Origin of the sequence: Shewanella marisflavi (genome assembly GCF_002215585.1) — a bacterium.
Taxonomy (GTDB): domain Bacteria; phylum Pseudomonadota; class Gammaproteobacteria; order Enterobacterales; family Shewanellaceae; genus Shewanella; species Shewanella marisflavi.
Genome location: NZ_CP022272.1, coordinates 2,456,256 through 2,475,010 on the forward strand (window position 1 = coordinate 2,456,256; position 18,755 = coordinate 2,475,010).

General features: G+C 52.1%; 16 protein-coding genes. 2 read left to right on the plus strand and 14 right to left on the minus strand.

All coding sequences use genetic code 11. The features are described 5' to 3' along the window. Window positions 1–24: 24 nt before the first annotated feature. The gene (gene bioB, locus CFF01_RS10770) at window positions 25–1,077 is read right to left on the minus strand and encodes a biotin synthase BioB (RefSeq protein WP_033538260.1); all 1,053 of its coding nucleotides are present in this window, start codon (window positions 1,075–1,077) and stop codon (window positions 25–27) included. A 149-nt stretch (window positions 1,078–1,226) separates the two neighbouring features. Here bioB and bioA point away from each other — a divergent pair, with 149 nt between their 5' ends. Continuing rightward, a complete protein-coding gene (gene bioA / locus CFF01_RS10775) occupies window positions 1,227–2,555 on the plus strand; it encodes an adenosylmethionine--8-amino-7-oxononanoate transaminase (RefSeq protein WP_088904791.1) in 1,329 nt (442 codons plus the stop codon). A 139-nt stretch (window positions 2,556–2,694) separates the two neighbouring features. Here the strand turns inward: bioA and oleD are convergent, their stop codons facing one another. The 6 genes from oleD to CFF01_RS10805 all read right to left on the minus strand — a co-directional run bounded on the left by oleD (window position 2,695) and on the right by CFF01_RS10805 (window position 10,233). After that, window positions 2,695–3,795, minus strand: coding sequence for a 2-alkyl-3-oxoalkanoate reductase (gene oleD / locus CFF01_RS10780; protein WP_088904792.1), 1,101 nt, complete (start codon window positions 3,793–3,795; stop codon window positions 2,695–2,697). Window positions 3,796–3,807: 12 nt separating this feature from the next. After that, window positions 3,808–5,499: an olefin beta-lactone synthetase gene (gene oleC / locus CFF01_RS10785; protein WP_088904793.1), complete on the minus strand. Its 1,692-nt coding sequence runs from the start codon at window positions 5,497–5,499 to the stop codon at window positions 3,808–3,810. A gap of 21 nt (window positions 5,500–5,520) precedes the next feature. Further along, window positions 5,521–6,393: an alpha/beta fold hydrolase gene (locus tag CFF01_RS10790; protein WP_088904794.1), complete on the minus strand. Its 873-nt coding sequence runs from the start codon at window positions 6,391–6,393 to the stop codon at window positions 5,521–5,523. 89 nt (window positions 6,394–6,482) lie between these two features. Then, a complete protein-coding gene (locus tag CFF01_RS10795) occupies window positions 6,483–7,532 on the minus strand; it encodes a 3-oxoacyl-ACP synthase III (protein ID WP_033538255.1) in 1,050 nt (349 codons plus the stop codon). A gap of 238 nt (window positions 7,533–7,770) precedes the next feature. After that, window positions 7,771–9,006: a methyltransferase gene (locus CFF01_RS10800; protein ID WP_088904795.1), complete on the minus strand. Its 1,236-nt coding sequence runs from the start codon at window positions 9,004–9,006 to the stop codon at window positions 7,771–7,773. 108 nt (window positions 9,007–9,114) lie between these two features. Beyond that, entirely contained in the window at window positions 9,115–10,233 is a 1,119-nt protein-coding gene (locus tag CFF01_RS10805; protein ID WP_408640494.1) for a chemotaxis protein, read from the minus strand. Window positions 10,234–10,434: 201 nt separating this feature from the next. Between CFF01_RS10805 and CFF01_RS10810 the strand changes: the two genes are divergently transcribed. Beyond that, window positions 10,435–10,677 carry a DUF1289 domain-containing protein gene (locus CFF01_RS10810; RefSeq protein WP_033538252.1) on the plus strand — a complete coding sequence of 81 codons (243 nt, stop codon included), beginning with the start codon at window positions 10,435–10,437 and terminating at the stop codon, window positions 10,675–10,677. 13 nt (window positions 10,678–10,690) lie between these two features. On the opposite strand, the gene CFF01_RS10815 is transcribed toward CFF01_RS10810, so the two are convergent. The 7 genes from CFF01_RS10815 to CFF01_RS10845 all read right to left on the minus strand — a co-directional run bounded on the left by CFF01_RS10815 (window position 10,691) and on the right by CFF01_RS10845 (window position 18,583). Continuing rightward, complete coding sequence (locus CFF01_RS10815; RefSeq protein ID WP_033538251.1) at window positions 10,691–11,056, minus strand: YajD family HNH nuclease; 366 nt, start codon at window positions 11,054–11,056, stop codon at window positions 10,691–10,693. Between the two features lie 133 nt (window positions 11,057–11,189). Further along, entirely contained in the window at window positions 11,190–11,717 is a 528-nt protein-coding gene (locus CFF01_RS10820) for a GrpB family protein (protein ID WP_088904797.1), read from the minus strand. Continuing rightward, window positions 11,714–12,667 (minus strand): hypothetical protein, encoded by a 954-nt coding sequence (locus CFF01_RS10825; protein WP_157704981.1) that lies wholly within the window; start codon window positions 12,665–12,667, stop codon window positions 11,714–11,716. The genes CFF01_RS10820 and CFF01_RS10825 overlap by 4 nt, the downstream gene beginning before the upstream one ends. A gap of 296 nt (window positions 12,668–12,963) precedes the next feature. Next, window positions 12,964–13,665, minus strand: a complete 702-nt coding sequence (gene phoU / locus CFF01_RS10830; RefSeq protein ID WP_033538248.1) for a phosphate signaling complex protein PhoU — start codon at window positions 13,663–13,665, stop codon at window positions 12,964–12,966. Between the two features lie 50 nt (window positions 13,666–13,715). Beyond that, entirely contained in the window at window positions 13,716–14,534 is an 819-nt protein-coding gene (pstB, locus tag CFF01_RS10835) for a phosphate ABC transporter ATP-binding protein PstB (protein WP_088904799.1), read from the minus strand. Window positions 14,535–14,611: 77 nt separating this feature from the next. Next, window positions 14,612–16,264: a phosphate ABC transporter permease PstA gene (gene pstA / locus CFF01_RS10840; RefSeq protein ID WP_033538246.1), complete on the minus strand. Its 1,653-nt coding sequence runs from the start codon at window positions 16,262–16,264 to the stop codon at window positions 14,612–14,614. Between the two features lie 60 nt (window positions 16,265–16,324). After that, window positions 16,325–18,583: an ABC transporter permease subunit gene (locus tag CFF01_RS10845; protein ID WP_088904800.1), complete on the minus strand. Its 2,259-nt coding sequence runs from the start codon at window positions 18,581–18,583 to the stop codon at window positions 16,325–16,327. Between the last annotated feature and the right edge of the window lie 172 nt (window positions 18,584–18,755).

Here is an 18,755-nt window from a genome sequence, read left to right on the forward strand (position 1 = left end):
GCCTCTGATAAGGGTTCTGGGCGACTATAGCGCCGCAGCGTCGTAGAAAGCTTGGCTTGCTTTGTCTTTAACCGCTTGAGCCTTGGCAAACACCGCCTTCTCCTCTTCTACCGTTGCCGCCTGGCCCTGCTCAGGATGCAGTCCGAGACGCTTAAACAGCGTCATATCTTCATTCTCTTCAGGGTTACTCGTGGTCAACAGCTTACAGCCGTAGAAGATAGAATTGGCACCAGCAAAGAAACACATGGCTTGCAGCTCATCGGTCATCTTTTCACGCCCAGCCGACAGACGTACGCGAGAAAGCGGCATCACAATACGGGCCACGGCGATGGTACGCACAAATTCCAGCGGGTCGAGATCGTCCAGATTCTCAAATGGGGTACCGGCAACCTTAACCAACATATTAATGGGCACAGACTCGGGATGCTTCTCCATATTCGCCAGCTGTTGCAACAATCCGGCGCGATCGCTCGCCTGCTCGCCCATGCCCACAATACCGCCCGAGCACACCTTCATGCCCGCCGCGCGCACATTGTCCAGGGTATTGAGTCTGTCCTGATAGGTACGTGTAGTGATGATATCGCCATAGTATTCTGGCGAGGTATCAAGGTTATGGTTGTAGTAATCAAGACCGGCGTCGGCCAGCTCTTTTGCCTGAGAAGGAGACAGCATACCCAAGGTCATGCAGGTCTCCATACCCATCGCCTTCACTTCGCTGACCATATCCTTAAGGTAAGGCATGTCACGCTCATGGGGATTACGCCACGCGGCGCCCATGCAGAAACGTGAAGCGCCAGCAGCCTTGGCGGCTTTCGCCTCGGTGAGCACTTTCTCAATTTCGATAAGACGTTCTTTTTCGAGCCCGGTATCGTAGCGGGCGCTCTGAGGGCAATACTTACAATCTTCCGGGCAAGCGCCAGTCTTGATCGACAAAAGACGTGAGATCTGTACTTCGTTCGGGTCGAAGTGCTGGCGATGAATGCTATGGGCTTTAAACAGCAGATCATTCATAGGTAGCGCGAAAAGCGCTTCAATTTCATCACGTTGCCAGTCATGACGTAAGACTAATTCGGACATTATTTACCAACCCTCACCTTGCAATTTTTACGTCGAAACCATCAACTCCGACGACATTTATGTTGCTTAGCATACCCTTAGGTCTTAATCTGTCAACGCCAACCAGTTTAATTGGTTTACTAATGATTAAAATTTAACCAGGGAGTTTTATGTCTTCACTCACCCCCATAGATCACCAATTTGACAAAGAGCATATCTGGCACCCTTATACCTCTATGACCCAGGCGCTACCCGCCTATGGTGTGGTGTCTGCCAGTGGTTGTGAACTGACCCTGGAAGATGGCAGTAAGCTCGTCGACGGCACCAGCTCCTGGTGGGCCTGTGTCCATGGTTACAGTCATCCCGATATCCTAGAGGCGATGCAAAAGCAGCTATCGACCCTAAGTCATGTGATGTTTGGCGGTATCACCCACCACAGCGCCATCGAGGTGAGTAAGAAGTTGCTGGCCATGACCAGCGACAATCTGACTAAGGTGTTTCTGGCCGACTCAGGCTCCATTGCGGTCGAAGTGGCGATGAAGATGGCACTGCAATATTGGCAAGGGCGTAATGCACCGCGTAAGCAAGGTATTCTAACGGTTAAGCAGGGCTACCATGGTGACACCTTTGCCGCCATGAGCGTGTGCGATCCCGAAGGCGGCATGCACACCATGTTTGGCGAAGCGGTAACAAAGCAGTTATTTGCCCCCGCCCCCAAGACCCCCTTTGGCGAAGCCCTGCAAGAGGGCGATCTCGAGGCGATGGAAGCACTGCTAGAGACCAATCACGAGACAACAGCGGCGGTGATCATCGAACCCATTATGCAAGGCGCCGGTGCCATGCATTTCTATAGCGCCGACTACCTTAAAGGGCTGCGCGCCCTGTGCGATCGCTTCAAGGTGTTGTTGATTTTAGATGAAATCGCCACCGGCTTTGGCCGCACCGGCAAGCTGTTTGCCTACCAACATGCCGATATTCAAGCCGATATTCTCTGTCTGGGTAAGGCGCTAACCGGAGGCTATATCTCGCTGGCGGCGACCCTGTGTAGCGACGAGGTGGCACTAGGGATCAGCGACTCGCCATCTGGGGTCTTTATGCATGGGCCCACCTTTATGGGCAACCCTCTAGCCTGCGCCGCGGCCTGCGCCAGCTTGGATCTGATCGCCAAAAACCGTTGGCAAGATCAGGTCGCAGCCATCCAGACTCAGATGAAACAACAGCTCTCGCCAGCGCGTGAGATTAAGGGAGTAAAAGCGGTGCGCTGTTTAGGCGCCGTCGGCGTGATTGAGATGGAAAAGAGTGTCAATACCGGTAAACTGCAGCAGGCCTTCGTCGAGCGCGGAGTGTGGATCCGTCCCTTCTCAAAGTTTATCTACATCATGCCACCTTACACCATCAGCGAGACCCAGGTCAGTCGACTCACCCAAGCCATGCTTGAAGTCGCCGCCTTAGCTGGCGCCCAGACAAGTGAAGCTGCAGATTTTATCAGCCACGGTTAACCTCAACTTGGCCCATCGAGACATTAGTCAAAGATGGGCCCAATGAGATCTTATAAGGCATTTAGCGCCGCTTTGCGGCCAAAGAAGGAGCCTGACGGAAGGTCAAGCATTACAGACGACAGGTCAATTGCGTACCTGGTTAAACCTGCCCAGTCTTAACCAACCAGGCTTTAAGGTGAACCATCCCCTCGTCGATAGAGACGAGCGGCTGATAACCAAGATCTTGCTTTGCGGCCGAGATATCAAAATAGTGGCTGGTAGAGAGCTGTCTGGCGACAAAACGCGTCATGATCGGCTCCTCGCGCTTACCCAGCAAACCGTAAACGCCCTCAAGCACAGCGCCCGCCAAGTAAGCAAGCGCAACCGGCACCCGTTTATTGACCTGTGGCAGCGCCGCACAGGCCAAGATCTTATTGAGCATCGCCGCCATGGTGATAGGCTCATCGTTACTCAAGAAGTAACATTTTCCCGCGCAGCGATCCGGGTCGCGCTTTAAGGTCAGCGCCGCCAAGATATGCGCATAGGCAGCATTACCGACATAGATGGTATCAACCCGTTTGTCCTCTTTACCCACCAGTTTCAGCTTGCCCGCGCGGGCCCTGGCGAGCACTCTGGGCACCAGGTGTGGATCTTCCGGCCCCCAGATAAGATGAGGTCGAAGGGAGACGGTTTTAAGCTGGCCACCGCCGGATACTGGCGAACCGTTGGCGGCCGTGACATGCTGCTCGGCAATCGCCTTAGACTCACCATAATAATTCAAAAACCGACTGGCATAGGGCGCACTTTCATCTATGCCCGACTCATCCTCACCAGCAAAGGTAACGCTGGGCGTACTGGTATAGACAACACTTTGAATCCCCAAGCTTTGACTGGCCTTGAGTATATTGTCACAGCCTTGCACATTGGGGCTAAAGTAACTCTGTTTACTGCCCCAAACCCCCGCCTTAGAGGCCACATGGAACACCAGATCGCAACCTGCCATGGCGCTGGTTAGCGCCTTAAGATCGCAGATATCACCGCTGATCATACGCACGCCCATGGCCTCAAGCTCGGGATACGCTCCTCTGGCAAAGCCAGTGACTTGAATACCCGCGGCGCAAAGGCGCTGACATATCGCCTTGCCCAAAAAGCCGCCGGCTCCCGTGACGAAGGCGTGACGGCAGTGAGTGGCAAGCTGGCTGAGGGCCTGCTGCTCTTTAGGAGCCAGACTTAGTTGGTTGGCTAAACTCTGATGTGTCATGGTCACGCCTAGCTACTCCTTGTAGGTTGACTGGGCCCATATCGCGAGTTTTTCTCTAAAGATTTTCGCGTTATGGCGGATATCCACCGGAAAGCCCGGATGAATAAGAAATCGGCTGATCCCTTGAGTTTGCTCGTGGGCTTCACCAATCAGCCTCAGCTCGGTATAGAGTGCGGCGGCATTGCTGCAGCTTAGTCCCTGTTTCAGCTCCAAACAGATGAGTGGCGCTACTTCTCCGTTAACCTTAATGCCAACCAGGGCCGAACGCTTAATATCGCTGTGGGTGTTGTAGATGCGCTCACAGGGAATAGAATAATAACTTTTAGGCTTGCCTTCTAGATAGCAATCAACCCTATGGGCCTTACGACCACACATCCACAGGCGTCCTTGACTGTCTAAATAGCCCAGATCCCCCATGCGGTGATAGTGCTGCCCCTGCTCATCGAAAATCTTGGCTTCTCGAGTGGCCTTATCACGGCGATAGTAGCTAGGGCTCACCATGGGCCCTCGCACCACTATCTCACCTATCTGGCCAGTTGGCAGACAAAGATCCGGTGACCAAGTGGGGATCTCGGCTTCATCTATGGCGATGATGTTAATTTCTACGCCGGAAATGGGCTTGCCGACACAGATCCCGCCGCCATTGTCGGTAATCTCCGTCGTCTCAAACAGGGCCTTGCTGCCAATCATGCTAAGCGGCAATGACTCGGTCGCCCCATAGGAGTTAAGTACGGGCGCCTCGGCATTTAGCATCTGGCTAAAACGTTTTATCGAGGCGATGGTCGCCGGCGCACCGGCCGAGATCACCCGCCTCAAACTGCTTAACTTGAGCTGAGTGCTGCGGGCCTCAGCTGCCTGTCCCAAACGCTCAATCAGCGCAGGATTAACAAACATATTGCTGCACTGATAACGGTCAATCGCCGCAAATATATAATCAGGATTGGCGGTAATGGGCTTGCTGGCATCCATGTCCGGCACGATAGAGGCCATCCCCAGCGCTGGCCCAAACAGGGAGAACAGCGGAAAGGTCGCCAAATCCCGCTCACCGGGCGCAATTTGATAGTCGGTTTTTAAGGCGCTTATTTGCGCCTCAAACATGCGATGTGAATAGACAACCCCTTTTGGGGTACCTGTACTGCCACTGGTAAATAAGATGGCGCACATCTCATCATCATCCAGCTGCGCCATAGTAAAGCGCCCTTTCGAGGCGCCCATAGCGGCGAGCTGTTTCAGGTTGGTACCACCCCACAGGGCGCTGCCGCCAACGGTCACTAAACGGGTCAGGCTAGCCTTACCCCAGCCAAACAGGCGTCTGGCCAAATGAGCTTTAGGGATACCGATAAAGGCATCGGGCTCAGCCTCTTCAAAACATTGCTTAAGGTTTTTAACCCCCATACCGGGATCCACCAAGATAGGGATAATCCCCGCCTTAAACAGGGCAAATGTCAGGGCAAAAAACTCAAGGCTGGGGGTAACCATCAATACAGCCTTATCACCGCGCTTAATGCCGTAGGCGTTAAGCCCATGGGCTAAGGTATCGCTCATCTCATCGAGCTGAGCAAAATTAAGCTCTTGATAAGTCAGCTTTTTGGTAAATAAACCTCTAGCCTGCTGCACGGCAACCGCCAATTGCTCAGGTAAGATCTCGGCGGCATGATGCAGATGACGGCACAGATTAGCGCCCGCTTGAATACCCTGTGACATATTGGCCAACCTTATCTTGAGTTACTGCGCCATGAATTTTTGCACCTGGGGCACCACTTGCTCGCTGGCGTCTTCCAGAATGTAATGACCACAATCGGCAAACTCGTGCACTTCGGCGTTGGGGAAACGGCGCTTCCACTCATCGAGGAAATGCTTGTCGAATACGAAATCTTTCAATCCCCAGCAGATCAGCATAGGTAGTTGGCTAAAGTTAGACAGTTTATCGCTGATCTCGTTTACCAATTCGTAGTTACGATCCCCAGGTTTTAACGGGATATCCTGCACGAAGCGCAAGGTTGAGATACGATTAGCCCATGAGTTAAATGGCGCGACATAGGCCTCGCGAATAGGCTTAGGCATAGGCGCACGTTTCACGCCCACGTATGAAGCTATCGAAGAAAAAGCATTAAAACCGCGCACCAACACTGTGCCTAACAAGGTGTTACGGCAGATCCACAGCGACCTGGGAAAAGGCTTAGCCTCAGGCAGATGAAAAGCGCCGGTATTGAGCACCACCAGCTTCTTAATCCGCTCAGGGTAACGCGCCGCAAAGCCCATGCCTATCATGCCGCCCCAGTCATGGACGATCAGGGTGATATTCTCTTTCACTTCGAGATGATCCAGCAGTGCTTCCAAATCGTCGATACGATTCTTCAGGGTATAGTCATAACCGACATCGTCAGGCTTATCGGACAAACCACAACCAATATGATCTGGCACTATGCACTGGTGCGTCGGGCTAAGGCTTGAGATCAGATTGCGATAATAAAATGACCAGCTGGGGTTGCCGTGCACCATGACCACAGGCTCACCTTGGCCTTCATTGACATAATGCAACTTATGGCCATTGCGATCTAAGTAATTGCGCTTAAACGGAAATAGCGAATCAAGCATGGAGGTTCCTGTTTTAATTATTCTTTGCCAGGCGCCGCCTTAGGGCGCCGCCAATATGCAATGCTATAGGGAATGATACGAAAAAGGCACTACCACTTGAGGCCGAGCATCATGCAGTTGAGTCCACTGCCGATCCCCAGAAAACTTACCTGATCGCCCTTACGCAAAAAGCCCTGATCGTGTGCCATCGCCGCAGTAACAGGCAAAGATACTGTGCCCATGTTGCCCAGCAACTGATAGGTAGGAAACTCTTTCTCTTGCGGGATATTCAGCGCGCTCAATACCTGTTTACGGTTTGATGCACCAACCTGATGACAGATCACCTTGTCCACCTGTTCCACCAGCCAGTTACGCTGCTCAAGGAAATGTTCCCAGGTGTGTCTTGCCAGCTCGACGCCCTCTTTTAACAGCGCCACGCCGTCGGTACGCATAAACTCACGATACAGCTGAGTGCCCGCCTCCTGTAATCCCCACTGACAGAGATTATGATGTTCGGGCGCCGAAAGATGACTCGCACCTAACAGCTGATGCTGACGCTCACCTTTTAGCGGCAGGCTGCCATCGGTCAAGAGCACGGCCACCGCGCCCGAACCACCGGTTAGGGTTGCCAGCGACTGAGCATAGTTTTGCATGGTGGGCTCGGCGAGCATGTTATCTATGGTGATATCGACAATGTGACGGGCCGATTCACAAGAGACCACTAGGCCAGCTTTAATCTGCCCAAGCTCGATGCGATTGGCGATGTCGAGAATACCAGAAAGTACGCCCAGACAGGCGTTACTGATGTCATAGATAGCCGTGTCTTTAGACACTCCCAGCTCGGCCGCGATACGACAAGCGGTTGCAGGCTCATGTTGATCGCGACAAACGCCGGTATACACCACGGCGCCGAGATCACTGACACTGATCCCCGTCTCCTCGATAGACTTGTGAGCCGCCGCCAGAGCGCCATCAGACAATCTATGGCCCTTGGGCCACCAACGACGCTCATGAATCCCCGTTAAGGCAGCAAGTTGCCCCATAGGGATCCTAAACTTTTGGTACAAGGGAGCTAATCGAGACTCTAACTCTGAAGTCGAAACCACTTCAGGTGCTAGCTCATAGGCCAGACTATTTATAAAAACGCGAGAATATTTCATGAAACCGTTCTGTTTCGCTCATTATATCGGCACTTATTTGGCCAATTTTTATCATTCAGTGTTAACCCGCCATTTGAGCAAGAAACGGCGCATGATTCAATAAAAAACGGCCATAGGGCGGCTTTTTTAGACATAATTAACGAAATTATCCCAAAGACGCCACGCTTTGATCCGTCATGCAAAGTTTCAGAAAAAAACGGCTGGTCACAAATTAAACGTTAAAAGGACAAAAACACCATTAAGGCAAATTGGCCAAAATAAGCGCATTTCTGGGAGTCAGATTCAGATCGCAAAACCGGGTTAACGCCACCTCATACCCCTGCTCTTGCAAAAAGTTCACCCTGTCGAGCAGCAGCCAGGCTTCAAGACTTTCACGAAACAGATGGGCCACCAGGTCAATTCGCCTGGTCAAACGTTGACGGGCAAGCCCTCGGGCCAGATAGACCTCTTCATCCCACTGGGCTGGCAAATCGACCTGCTTTTGCGCCGCGGCCCAGAGACAAAACGCCTTGAAGCTACCACTTAACTGGCTCTGCTTCAGCGCGGGAATAGGCAGATAATGCGCAGCCCCCCTCACATCACGCTGTAAGCTATCAAACCCTAGACGCCAAGCCACCTCTTGCAAACGCAGCGCCCTCGCCTTAGGGTTTGCGATAACCGAACGTTGTAGCGGCAATTGCAGATCGTGCTTGCTGAGCCTCAATTTGCTTGCCTGACCTAAACCAGAGAGCGCTTGATAATGGCTATGGGGGATCAGGTGGTAGCAACAAGGAGCCACCGCCAGCGCGCGGGTCCCCGCCTTGGCGGCGCCGCGCAGCAAGCTGAGGTGAAGCTCACCGCAGGCATGGAGCGCCACGGCATGTTGTTCGGCCTTAAGCAGTCGCTGAGCCTCGCCAGATAAGGCATCACCGCATACAAACCTCTGTGATAGCTGCCACTGGCTGGCAAACTGCTGGCCGGCGTCACATAGGCTCTGCTGCCACTCCAGGCTCACGACTGAACTTGCCTTGCACTTTGCCAAGAGCCGTCCTAGGTGCCCCTTGCCGGCGCACCACTCGAGTACCTCATAGTCGCCTGAGTTCACCCTACTGGCAAAGGCAAGGATCTGCTGCCACTTGCGCCCCTTGATATGGGCGCTAAAGTGGCCCAGCTCACTCTCATCGAGCTCAACATCTTTCGCTGATGACACTTGGCTGCCCGCCCGTGCGCTTTCACTCATCAAAGCTAGGGGCCATGAGCATCCGCGGGCGGTGAGATCTTCAGCCAATGCCGGAATTAAGCGCTCGTTAAGGGCTTCACTGTCACTGTCCAGCCCATCGAGCTCATCGTCTGCAATTTGCCATACCAAGTCTGCAAGGCGAGGAAATTCCGCCTGCCAGGGCAAGTCATCAGCCTCGAAGGCCTTAACCTGCCACAATGCCCTGCTGTCTGTCAGTAGACTATCTAAGGCGGTAAACGCTTGTGCATACGACATCTGAGTTCCTTAACAAAAAAACGCCGGTTAACAAAGACCGGCGCCCATAAATTGTAAACCAGCTTGGTCGCCAATCACAGCCTGGAGCATGTTAGCGTTACGAAAAGCTTAGCTTTGTGGCTGTTTCAGCGCCATCCGCTTACCCAGCCAAACCCCTAATCCCAGGGGAGCAAAGAAACAGACCACAAAAAACAGCACCAGATAGAGAATTAGACTCTTAAAGGTTTTAGTCAGCTCTTGAAACGCCAGCTCAACGGCATGTTGACTGATGGTATCAAGATCGGCAGCCGCCGCGACTCGCTGCCGATCCACCATCTCTTCCAGCGCCAACCGTTCCTGCTTAACCATCTGCGCTAATGCCTGACGCTCAATAGACAGCTTGGCTAACTTGTCATCGGTTGATTCGCTAAGCTGCGCGAGCAAAGGGGCCAGCTCACGACGCAGATCCACCGCCAGCGCTTGCATCATCTCAGGACTTTGCGCCATCAACTGCTGAAACTTGGCCGAGGTGTCACTGATGCTCAGTAGGGTGTGCTGGACTGTCTCAGGGTTAATGTTGGCATGGAGCGCGTATAATTCAGCCTTCCAGCCCAATATTTTCGGGGTCTGCTCGGCAATCATCGCCATACGATCCGATACATCGCTCATCACCTCAGGTACAGTGCCGAAAGTGGTCACCGCCTCAAACTCGTTAATCTTGCGATAGGCTAGCCAGTCATTAAAGGCTGAGTGTCTTGCAAAGGTTAGATCGTTAATCGGATTTTTCGCCACATAGTCTTTGATAAAACCCTGATATTTCTCAAATTCAGTCGGCGTCACAAAACCTTTTACCGAACGTTCAAAATCGGCCTGCAGCACCTTACTCACTTCGATGGCGATCCTTTGCTGCTCACCAAAGAGCGACTGACCGGCACCGCTGTCGAAAAACGCGCTCATCTGCGCCGTCAGCGTCCAGGTATCCACCATGGCGGCAATGGGGGAGGCCTGAAAAATCGCCCGCTGCAGCGCCTGTTCACTGTTAATCTTCCACATCAGGGTATTAGATTTGATCGTTAGCTGATCGCCCTGAGCCTGAGCTATTTGATCTGCCCCCTGCTCCACCTTGGCATAGAAGGTATGACTAAAGTCGCGGCTAAAGACACGCATGTTGAGCTGTGCCTGAGGCAAGGGCTCAATACCGCTTTCTAGCTTAACTTCTAATAATGAACAGGCCGATAAACTCAACATACCGATCACCAGTAGGACAGCTCTGTATCTCAGCCCCATAACAACACCCCATAAAATTTCACAAACAATTGAATTTAAACAATTAAATGGTGAATGCTAACAGTTGTACCTGCAAGGTTCCAGCGGCAGACCAAGGTTGAATCACGGCACTAGCTACTTTAGAATGCGGCCAGGATCACAAATTGAGTAAAAACAGAAACGATGCAATCACCCTGCGTGGCCCGCTGCGGCTTAAATGATGAAGATATCTGTATGGGCTGTTTTCGGCATATCGATGAGATTGTCGGTTGGGGGCAAGCTGACGAGTCACGCCAAGCCCAAATTTGGGATAATGTTGAGCGTCGAAAATTGGCTGGGCATAGGAGCGAAAACCGGCAGATCATCAGCCGTCAGAAGTGGCTTGAGGCGGAGCAGCGTCTCGCAGCGCAAGACGCGAAAATCTAACAAGGCGCGAGCCTTACTTCTTATTCATCATACTCTTAAGGTCGGCGAAGGGATTATAGGTGGCCGCTTCTACCTGAGTTTCACTCGTCGGGCCATACTGAATTAACTCTTCATACTTGGCATGTTCGTTATCGTGACAATAGAGACAGAGCAGCTCCCAGTTTGAGCCATCGCTCGGATTATTGTCATGATTGTGATCCCTGTGATGCACTGTCAGTTCTCTGAGATTGGAATGGGTAAATTCGCGGGTACAACGTCCGCAGATCCAGGGGTAGAGTTTCAGTGCCTGCTCGCGATAACCTGACTCGCGCTTGGCCTTATATTCACGTGCTTCGGCCAGCACTTTATCTAATTTACTTTGACCTTGATGGGTAGACATAAGCTCGTCTCTCTTTTTGCCCAAGCGTCGGGCGACTTAATTCAGTGGCAATATACCTATACTTGCCGTAAAAGGGAATCGGCGGCGTGGCACCTTAGCGCTCAACATCCCCTTTAAGCATGAGTATAACGAGTTAACGCGATGAATTAGCGGCGTACCAGCCAAGCGCCAACGCCAAAGTCTCAACCATAAAATCTGCCTTTAACGCCATATAAGCTTCACTGTCATGCTGACCCTTTTTTGCAATGCGCTGCTTTAGCCGACCATACTCACCCGCCATTTGTGGATGCGCGATAAGATAATCACGAAAGGCGAGATGGGCAGTCAGCTGCGCACTCCCAGATTGAAACGCATGCAGATGATGGCTGCGCTGCTCTCCCCCTTTTTGAAAATAACGGCGACCGGCAATACCATGCTCACCACGTGCCCGATAACCCAAGCGCTGAAGTTGGCTGCTTTTGGCGTCAAGCGCCGCTAGGCTATCAACCTCAACCAAGATATCGATAATGGGTTTGGCCGCCAGTCCAGGCACCGAGGTACTGCCAATATGCTCGATAGTGATAACCCTATCGCCCAGCACAGCTAGCAACAGCACCTTCTCCGCCTCAAAGACTTCTGGCCAATGCCTCTGGTAATCGAGTACCTCTATGATACGGCTCATCGCACCTCTTTAGTCCTTACACTTCGCAACATATACAGGGCAAACAGGCCACTCAACAAAAACACGAAGGAGAGCAGCGGCTGGAACTCCCCTTTTCCTATCAGGTTCGCTATCGACACCAGCTCATCGATATTCACCCAGATATAAGCCCCAATGAGCGCCAGTAAGACCAAGGCAAAATAACGCACCATCCAGACGCCTAGCTTATCATCACCATCCAGTCGACGATTAAAGCGCGCCACACCAAGCCCAAATAGCGGTGTAAGCAGGAGTGTCCAGACCGCCAGGTAGTTAAGCCCTAGGGGCAAGGTGCCCGCAAAGGAGAACAAAGGGTAAACGATAGTGTAAAACAGTGCCATCAACAGCATCTGCCCCAACAGCGATAACAGCGCAGCCCAAAGAGTGCTGGCTTCGCTATCTAGGCCTCGTCTGGCAGCCAAGATCTCAATCAAGGTGGTGTAAGCAGCAGGAATAAGCGCCACCATGGCCACGGCGCCAGAGAATATGACCATCAGCATAAATTCACGATAGAAGGGAAAGTCTGACAGCCGATTGGCAATGGTGAAGTAATCAAACTGCGCCCCATAGGGACCATAGGCTAAGGTCAAAAACCAATCATTCAGCTGACCTAGACTTGGCGCCTCGCCGCCAATCAAATAATTGCTCAAGGGCCAATAACCAAGATAAAAGAGCGTGGCGGCAAATAGTGGCAGGGAAAACAGCATTACTAGGGTAACCAAGACGCTAGTACTCTGACGTCCGCCAAACAACAAGATCAAGCAGAGTCCCCACGCGGGGTTAGTGAAGATAAAGAAAGGTTTAGTACGAGCTACCTCAGCCAGATAAAGGTAGCCCCCCTTAGTCAGGCTATAGGCCAACAGCGCCGCAAATAATATACCGATACCGGCGCTCACCTTACGCCCTTTAGCGCTATCAAACATCGCTAACACGATAACAAGCCTCCCTTTGTGACTCTTAATGCCCGGCTTTACGAGCCAAGGTTGATTAAACTGATTTGCAGCCTTACTTAGCCTAATACACAACCCTTCAACAAAGCTTAACCGGTAACAGCTATCCCTTTCTCACTATTAACCCTAAAGCCAATAGTCATCAAGCAATGACCAAGATAACACTATCAAGGACAGGGCCTCGCTTTAAGCAAAAAACGGCATAAAAAAAGCAGCCTAGGCTGCTTTTAATTAACTCATGATCTTACCATCATGATGCTGGCTCATCTAAGCTAGGCTTAAATCTGCTTCATCTCTTCATAAGTGGTATGACGCACATCTTTACCCTTAACATAGTAGATGATGTATTCACAGATGTTCTGGCATCTGTCGCCCACACGTTCTACCGCACGCGCCGCCCAAAGCACATCGAGTACCTCAGGGATAGAGCGTGGATCTTCCATCATGTAGGTCATCAGCTGACGAATAATGCCTTCATATTCGCTGTCGAGCTTAGCGTCTTCCTTGTGCAGCTCGATGGCGACATCGGCGTCCATACGCGCCAGTGCATCCAGGGTCGAGTGCAAGGTACGGGTCGCGTGGCGTCCCATATGCTCGATACTCACCAACAGCGGCTGCTGATTCTTGAGGCGCTTGTCCAGCGCCGCATTCGCGATCTTTACACAAGCATCACCGATACGCTCAAGGTCGGCAATCGTCTTCGAGATGGCGATAATAAGGCGTAAATCACTGGCGGCAGGCTGACGCTTAGCGATGATACGGGTGCACTCCTCATCGATAGAGACCTCCATACCATTGACGCTATGGTCGCCATCAATCACCTTCTGCGCCAGTTCGGCATCCAGGTTGCCCAAAGCATCCAGAGCTTGCTCCAGCTGACGCTCAACCAAGCCCCCCATGGCCAATACGCGGTTACGGATATCATCGAGCTCGGCATTGAACTGACCCGAGATATGTTTATTTAAGTTCATGTTTTCCATTGACATTCAACCTTATCAATTCTTGCAATTCAAATCCGGCTCAGGCCCAATTAACCGTAACGACCTGTGATGTAATCTTCGGTCTTTTTCTTCTTTGGCGTAGTAAAGATGGTGTTGGTGTCGGCATACTCCACCAATTCGCCCATATACATGAAGGCCGTCTGATCCGATACTCGGGCCGCCTGCTGCATGTTGTGGGTCACGATCACCACGGTATATTTCGACTTAAGCTCAGTGATCAGCTCTTCGATGGTCAAGGTTGAGATAGGGTCGAGCGCAGAAGTTGGCTCATCGAGCAGCAAGACTTCTGGCTCGATAGCGATAGCGCGGGCAATCACCAGACGCTGCTGCTGACCACCTGACAGACCGAAGGCGTTGTCATGGAGACGATCTTTCACCTCATCCCAAATCGCAGCGCCACGCAGTGAACGCTCGGCGGCTTCATCCAGTTCACGACGGTTATTGATCCCTTGCAGACGCAAACCGTAAACCACGTTCTCATAGATAGACTTAGGGAAAGGGTTAGGACGCTGAAACACCATACCCACGTTACGACGTAAGGAGGCCACATCCACCTTCTTGTCATAGATGTTCTGGCCGTTCAGCAAGATCTCGCCGCCGATATGGCAGTTATCCACTAGGTCATTCATGCGGTTGATACAGCGCAGCAAGGTTGACTTACCACAACCACTGGGGCCGATAAAGGCAGTCACCTTCTTCTTGGGGATCTTCATCGATACGTCAAACAGGGCCTGCTTGTCGCCATATTTTAGATCTAAGTTACGGATCTCAAGTGCGGTCTGTTCGCTGCTTAAATTATTTAAGTCTAAAGTCTCTGTTTTCATTACCGACTGATCTATCGAAATCATATCTGTTCCTAATCACTTCAGGATAAAGGTTATTCGCGCCCTAGCCTAGCCCAGGCGCGATTAATTCAGGTTTTAGGTTAGTGTTCCAGCGAGCGATATTTCTCTCGCAGGTGATTACGTACCGCGATGGCGGTCAGGTTAAGACTCACAATCACAGACACTAACAAGAAGGAGGTCGCGTAAACCAATGGACGCGCCGCTTCTACGTTAGGGCTTTGGAAGCCCACATCATAAATATGGAAACCCAGGTGCATGAACTTGCGCTCAAGATGCACGAAGGGGAAGTTCATATCGATCGGTAGGGTCGGCGCTAACTTCACCACACCCACCAGCATCAAAGGCGCTACCTCACCGGCCGCGCGGGCGACCGCTAAAATCAAACCTGTCATAATCGCCGGGCTCGCCATAGGGATAATGATGCGCCACAGGGTCTCGGCCTTGGTGGCCCCCAGTGCCAAGCTTCCCTGGCGTACCGAACTCGGAATACGGCTAAGGCCCTCTTCGGTCGACACAATCACCACTGGCAGCGTCAGAATAGCCAGCGTCAATGCCGACCAGATAACCCCTGGTGAACCAAAGGTCGGTGCCGGCAATGCCTCAGGGTAGAAGAGTTGGTCGATTGAGCCACCAAGCATATAGACGAAGAAGCCCAGGCCAAACACGCCATACACGATTGATGGCACACCCGCTAAGTTAATGACCGCGATGCGGATCATCTTAGTAATAGGGCCCTTTTTCGCATATTCATGTAGATAGATAGCCGCGACCACGCCAAATGGAGTGACGATAACCGCCATCAGCATCACCATAAACACGGTACCGAAAATGGCCGGGAAGACACCGCCCTCTGTGTTGGCTTCACGGGGATCGGCGCTGACAAAGTTACCCACGCCACTAAACCAGTGACCCAGCTTACCCAAGATCCCCAGACGGTTTGAGTAGGTTACGCCCAAGATGCTATCTAGCTTGAGGGTCACCTCTTCACCGCGCATATCACGCACGATCACCGCATCACGGCCAGCCTCGGCGCGCAGGTCAAAGAAGGCCTTTTCCAGTACCTGGTATTCGGCCTGAAGCTTATCGCGCTCGGCTTGAAGCTCAAGCTTACGACTGTCGGTCAGGGCGTTGTCCAGTTCATAACGACGCTGTTTAAGACGCAGGTTTTCCAGCGCATAGTTGATGGCACCAATCTCGCTCTTTTGCAAGCTGGTCGCCTTATCGCTTAGGGCTACCGCTCGGTCAATATGTTCCTCAAAAGAGGCTTCCACATCCTTGAGCGGCAGACGCTTACCGTCTTCAATGATGGCGATAGGATAACCGAAGAAGTCACCGTTTTTTGCACGTTCAAGCTTGGCAACATCCTCCGGGATTGTGCGCGACAAGATATCTGTCTCCAGCACCCAGCGAAAATCTAGACCGACAAACTCACGGTTACCAGTTTTGATCAGATAGCGGGTCACCAGCTCACCGGGATCTTCACTAAACTTGTGTCCAGCTGAGACCAGACGTTCGGTAGGCACAGCCTCCTTATCGTAGATCTCACCGATAATGGTTGAGCGCTTGCCCTGCTGATCCACCACTTCCCACTGGTAGATCTGCGCTGGCCAGAAGTAACTCAAACCACGCCATGCGATTAGGAGCAACAAACCTAATACAGCGATCAAACTGATACTCACGGCGCCACCTGTCATCCAGATCCAGGGGGAACCCGACTTAAACCACTTACCCATTACACTGGCCTCTTAACGTCACAGGCGAAAAATTAAATATCGATAACATGCCAATCTCCCTTACAGTGAACTGTAGCGTTCACGCAGACGCTGCCGCACCACTTCAGCAATGGTGTTGAAGAAGAAGGTAAAGATAAACAGCACGAAGGCCGCCAGGAAGAGCACGCGATAATGCGAGCTGCCGATAGCCGATTCTGGCATCTCCACGGCGATATTCGCCGCCAGGGTACGCATCCCCTCGAACACGCTCCATTCCATGATGGCGGTGTTACCTGTAGCCATCAGCACAATCATGGTTTCGCCAACGGCGCGGCCGAGTCCCATCATGACTGCAGAGAAGATCCCCGGGCTGGCCGTCAGCAAGACAACCCGTGTCAGCGTCTGCCAGTTGGTGGCACCCAGTGCCAGGCTGCCGTTAGAGAGATGGCGCGGCACAGAGAACACGGCATCTTCAGCAATAGAGAAGATGGTCGGGATCACCGCAAAGCCCATGGCGATACCCACCACCAGCGCATTACGTTGGTCAAAGGTGATCCCCAGCTCGTTAGTGATAAACTGACGGCTATCACCGCCAAAGAAGGCCACTTCGATCGTCGGGCTGATATAGAAGGCAAACCAACCGACGAAACAGATCACTGGCACCAGCATTAGCTCTTGGTAAGTCTCAGGCAGACGCTGTTTCCAGCGACCGGGCAGCTTGTACCAAGCCAGTGCGGTCAACAAGATACTGATAGGCAGAAGCACCAGTAACATAAAGATTCCCGGTAGGTGATCTTCAATCAAAGGCGCTAGCCAGAGACCGGCTAAGAAACCAAGAATAACCGTCGGCAAGGCTTCCATGATCTCAATGGTCGGCTTCACTACGGCGCGCACTTTTGGCGACATAAAATAAGCGGTGTACACGGCACCGGCAATGGCCAGCGGCGTGGCGAACAGCATGGCATACAGCGCAGCCTTCATGGTGCCGAACGCTAGCGGCATCAAGCTAAGCTTGGCCTCGAAGTCATCGGAACCTGACGTTGACTGCCATACATATTGCGGCTCAGGATAACCTTCGTACCACACCTTGCTCCACATGGCGCTCCAAGAGACCTCAGGGTGACTGTTTTCGACCGCAAACAGGTGCAGCTTGTTACCGGCCTCGACCACCAGGGCGTTGGCTCGTGGACTAAAGCTCATCTGACTGGCGTGGGCCAGATCAAAGGTTTCGGTAAAGAGTTTGCGCTGACTCGTAGTGTAAAGCAGATCCAACTCGCCAGACTCGCTGACGGTGGCAAAGCTCTTGCGATAAAACTCACCGGCAATACGCTTCACACCCGCCTTGTTTTTAAATTCGCGGATCTCCTGGTATTGACGCCCCTTGTCACCATTAACCTGGAAATATTGGAAGACTTGACCATTGTCATAACTCACCAGCAGTGAGCTGGCACCGGCCAACAGAGCGACATCAGTCACCTTGGTCTTAGCGCGTTCCAGCTCAATCACCTGACTTAGGGCGACCTCATCGACATAACGGATATCGTAAACAAACAGACGATTACCCGAGCGCAGTAAAAGCTGGCGCTGATCTGGGGTCATCAGTTGCTGATCCACTTGAGTAGGCGCTTCCTTGATAGGACTCGTGGTCGCTTGCCACTCCACCTCTTCGGTCATCATGTTCTCTTCACCGTTATGGCGGGTCAGGAACCAACGACCGTCAGCATCACGGTAGGCGAAGCTGAGTTTGTCAGAGGCTGTGGCAAATGTCAGTTGATACAGAGGCTTACCCGCCTCAGACACCTGCAGCGGCGTTTCACCCAGCATATAACGTACGCTTGGGGTGATCAGACGCTTATTGCCCGGATAGCTCACCGCGAAATTCACGCCAGCGATAATCACCTGGCCGTTAGAGAGGCCATAGGCAAAACGCTGCTCACTTGGCACAGAGGCAACGCTGCTGACGATCTCTGCGTCCGAGGGCACCTGCACTTGCTCATGCTTAACTAAGCTGGCGTTCAGCGAACTGTAGAAGCTCACTTCACCATTTTGTGCCACTCGATAGAGGATCTCATTTTGCTCATCACTCCCCACCATCAGCGCTGGCGACGTAGCGTTTTGCAGTTCGACATTCATCACAGGCGCGACATCTGCCCCATCAAAAATCGGCTTTACAACATAGAGTAGGTAGAAAAAGATCAGCAAAAGGGCCACAAACACCATGGTGCCGCCCATCGTCACCCCAACTTGGGTAAGCTTATCTTTAAATGCTCGCTTGCTGGAGCCCTTGCCCGTCAACAAATTTGTTGCAGTAGAACCAGGTTGAATTACCTGAGTTTCCATTAAGAACCTCGTTTATTTTTGTTCAGTAGAGTTTTCGCTGGGATTGTCGTTTCTGCTATGTTAACTATAGTGAATCGAGGCAAGCCCTTTTTCTGACAGTCGGGATTATATGACGCAAAGATGACACTATTGTTACAGCTCGAAAATGTCATCATTATAAGAGGTTATTTAG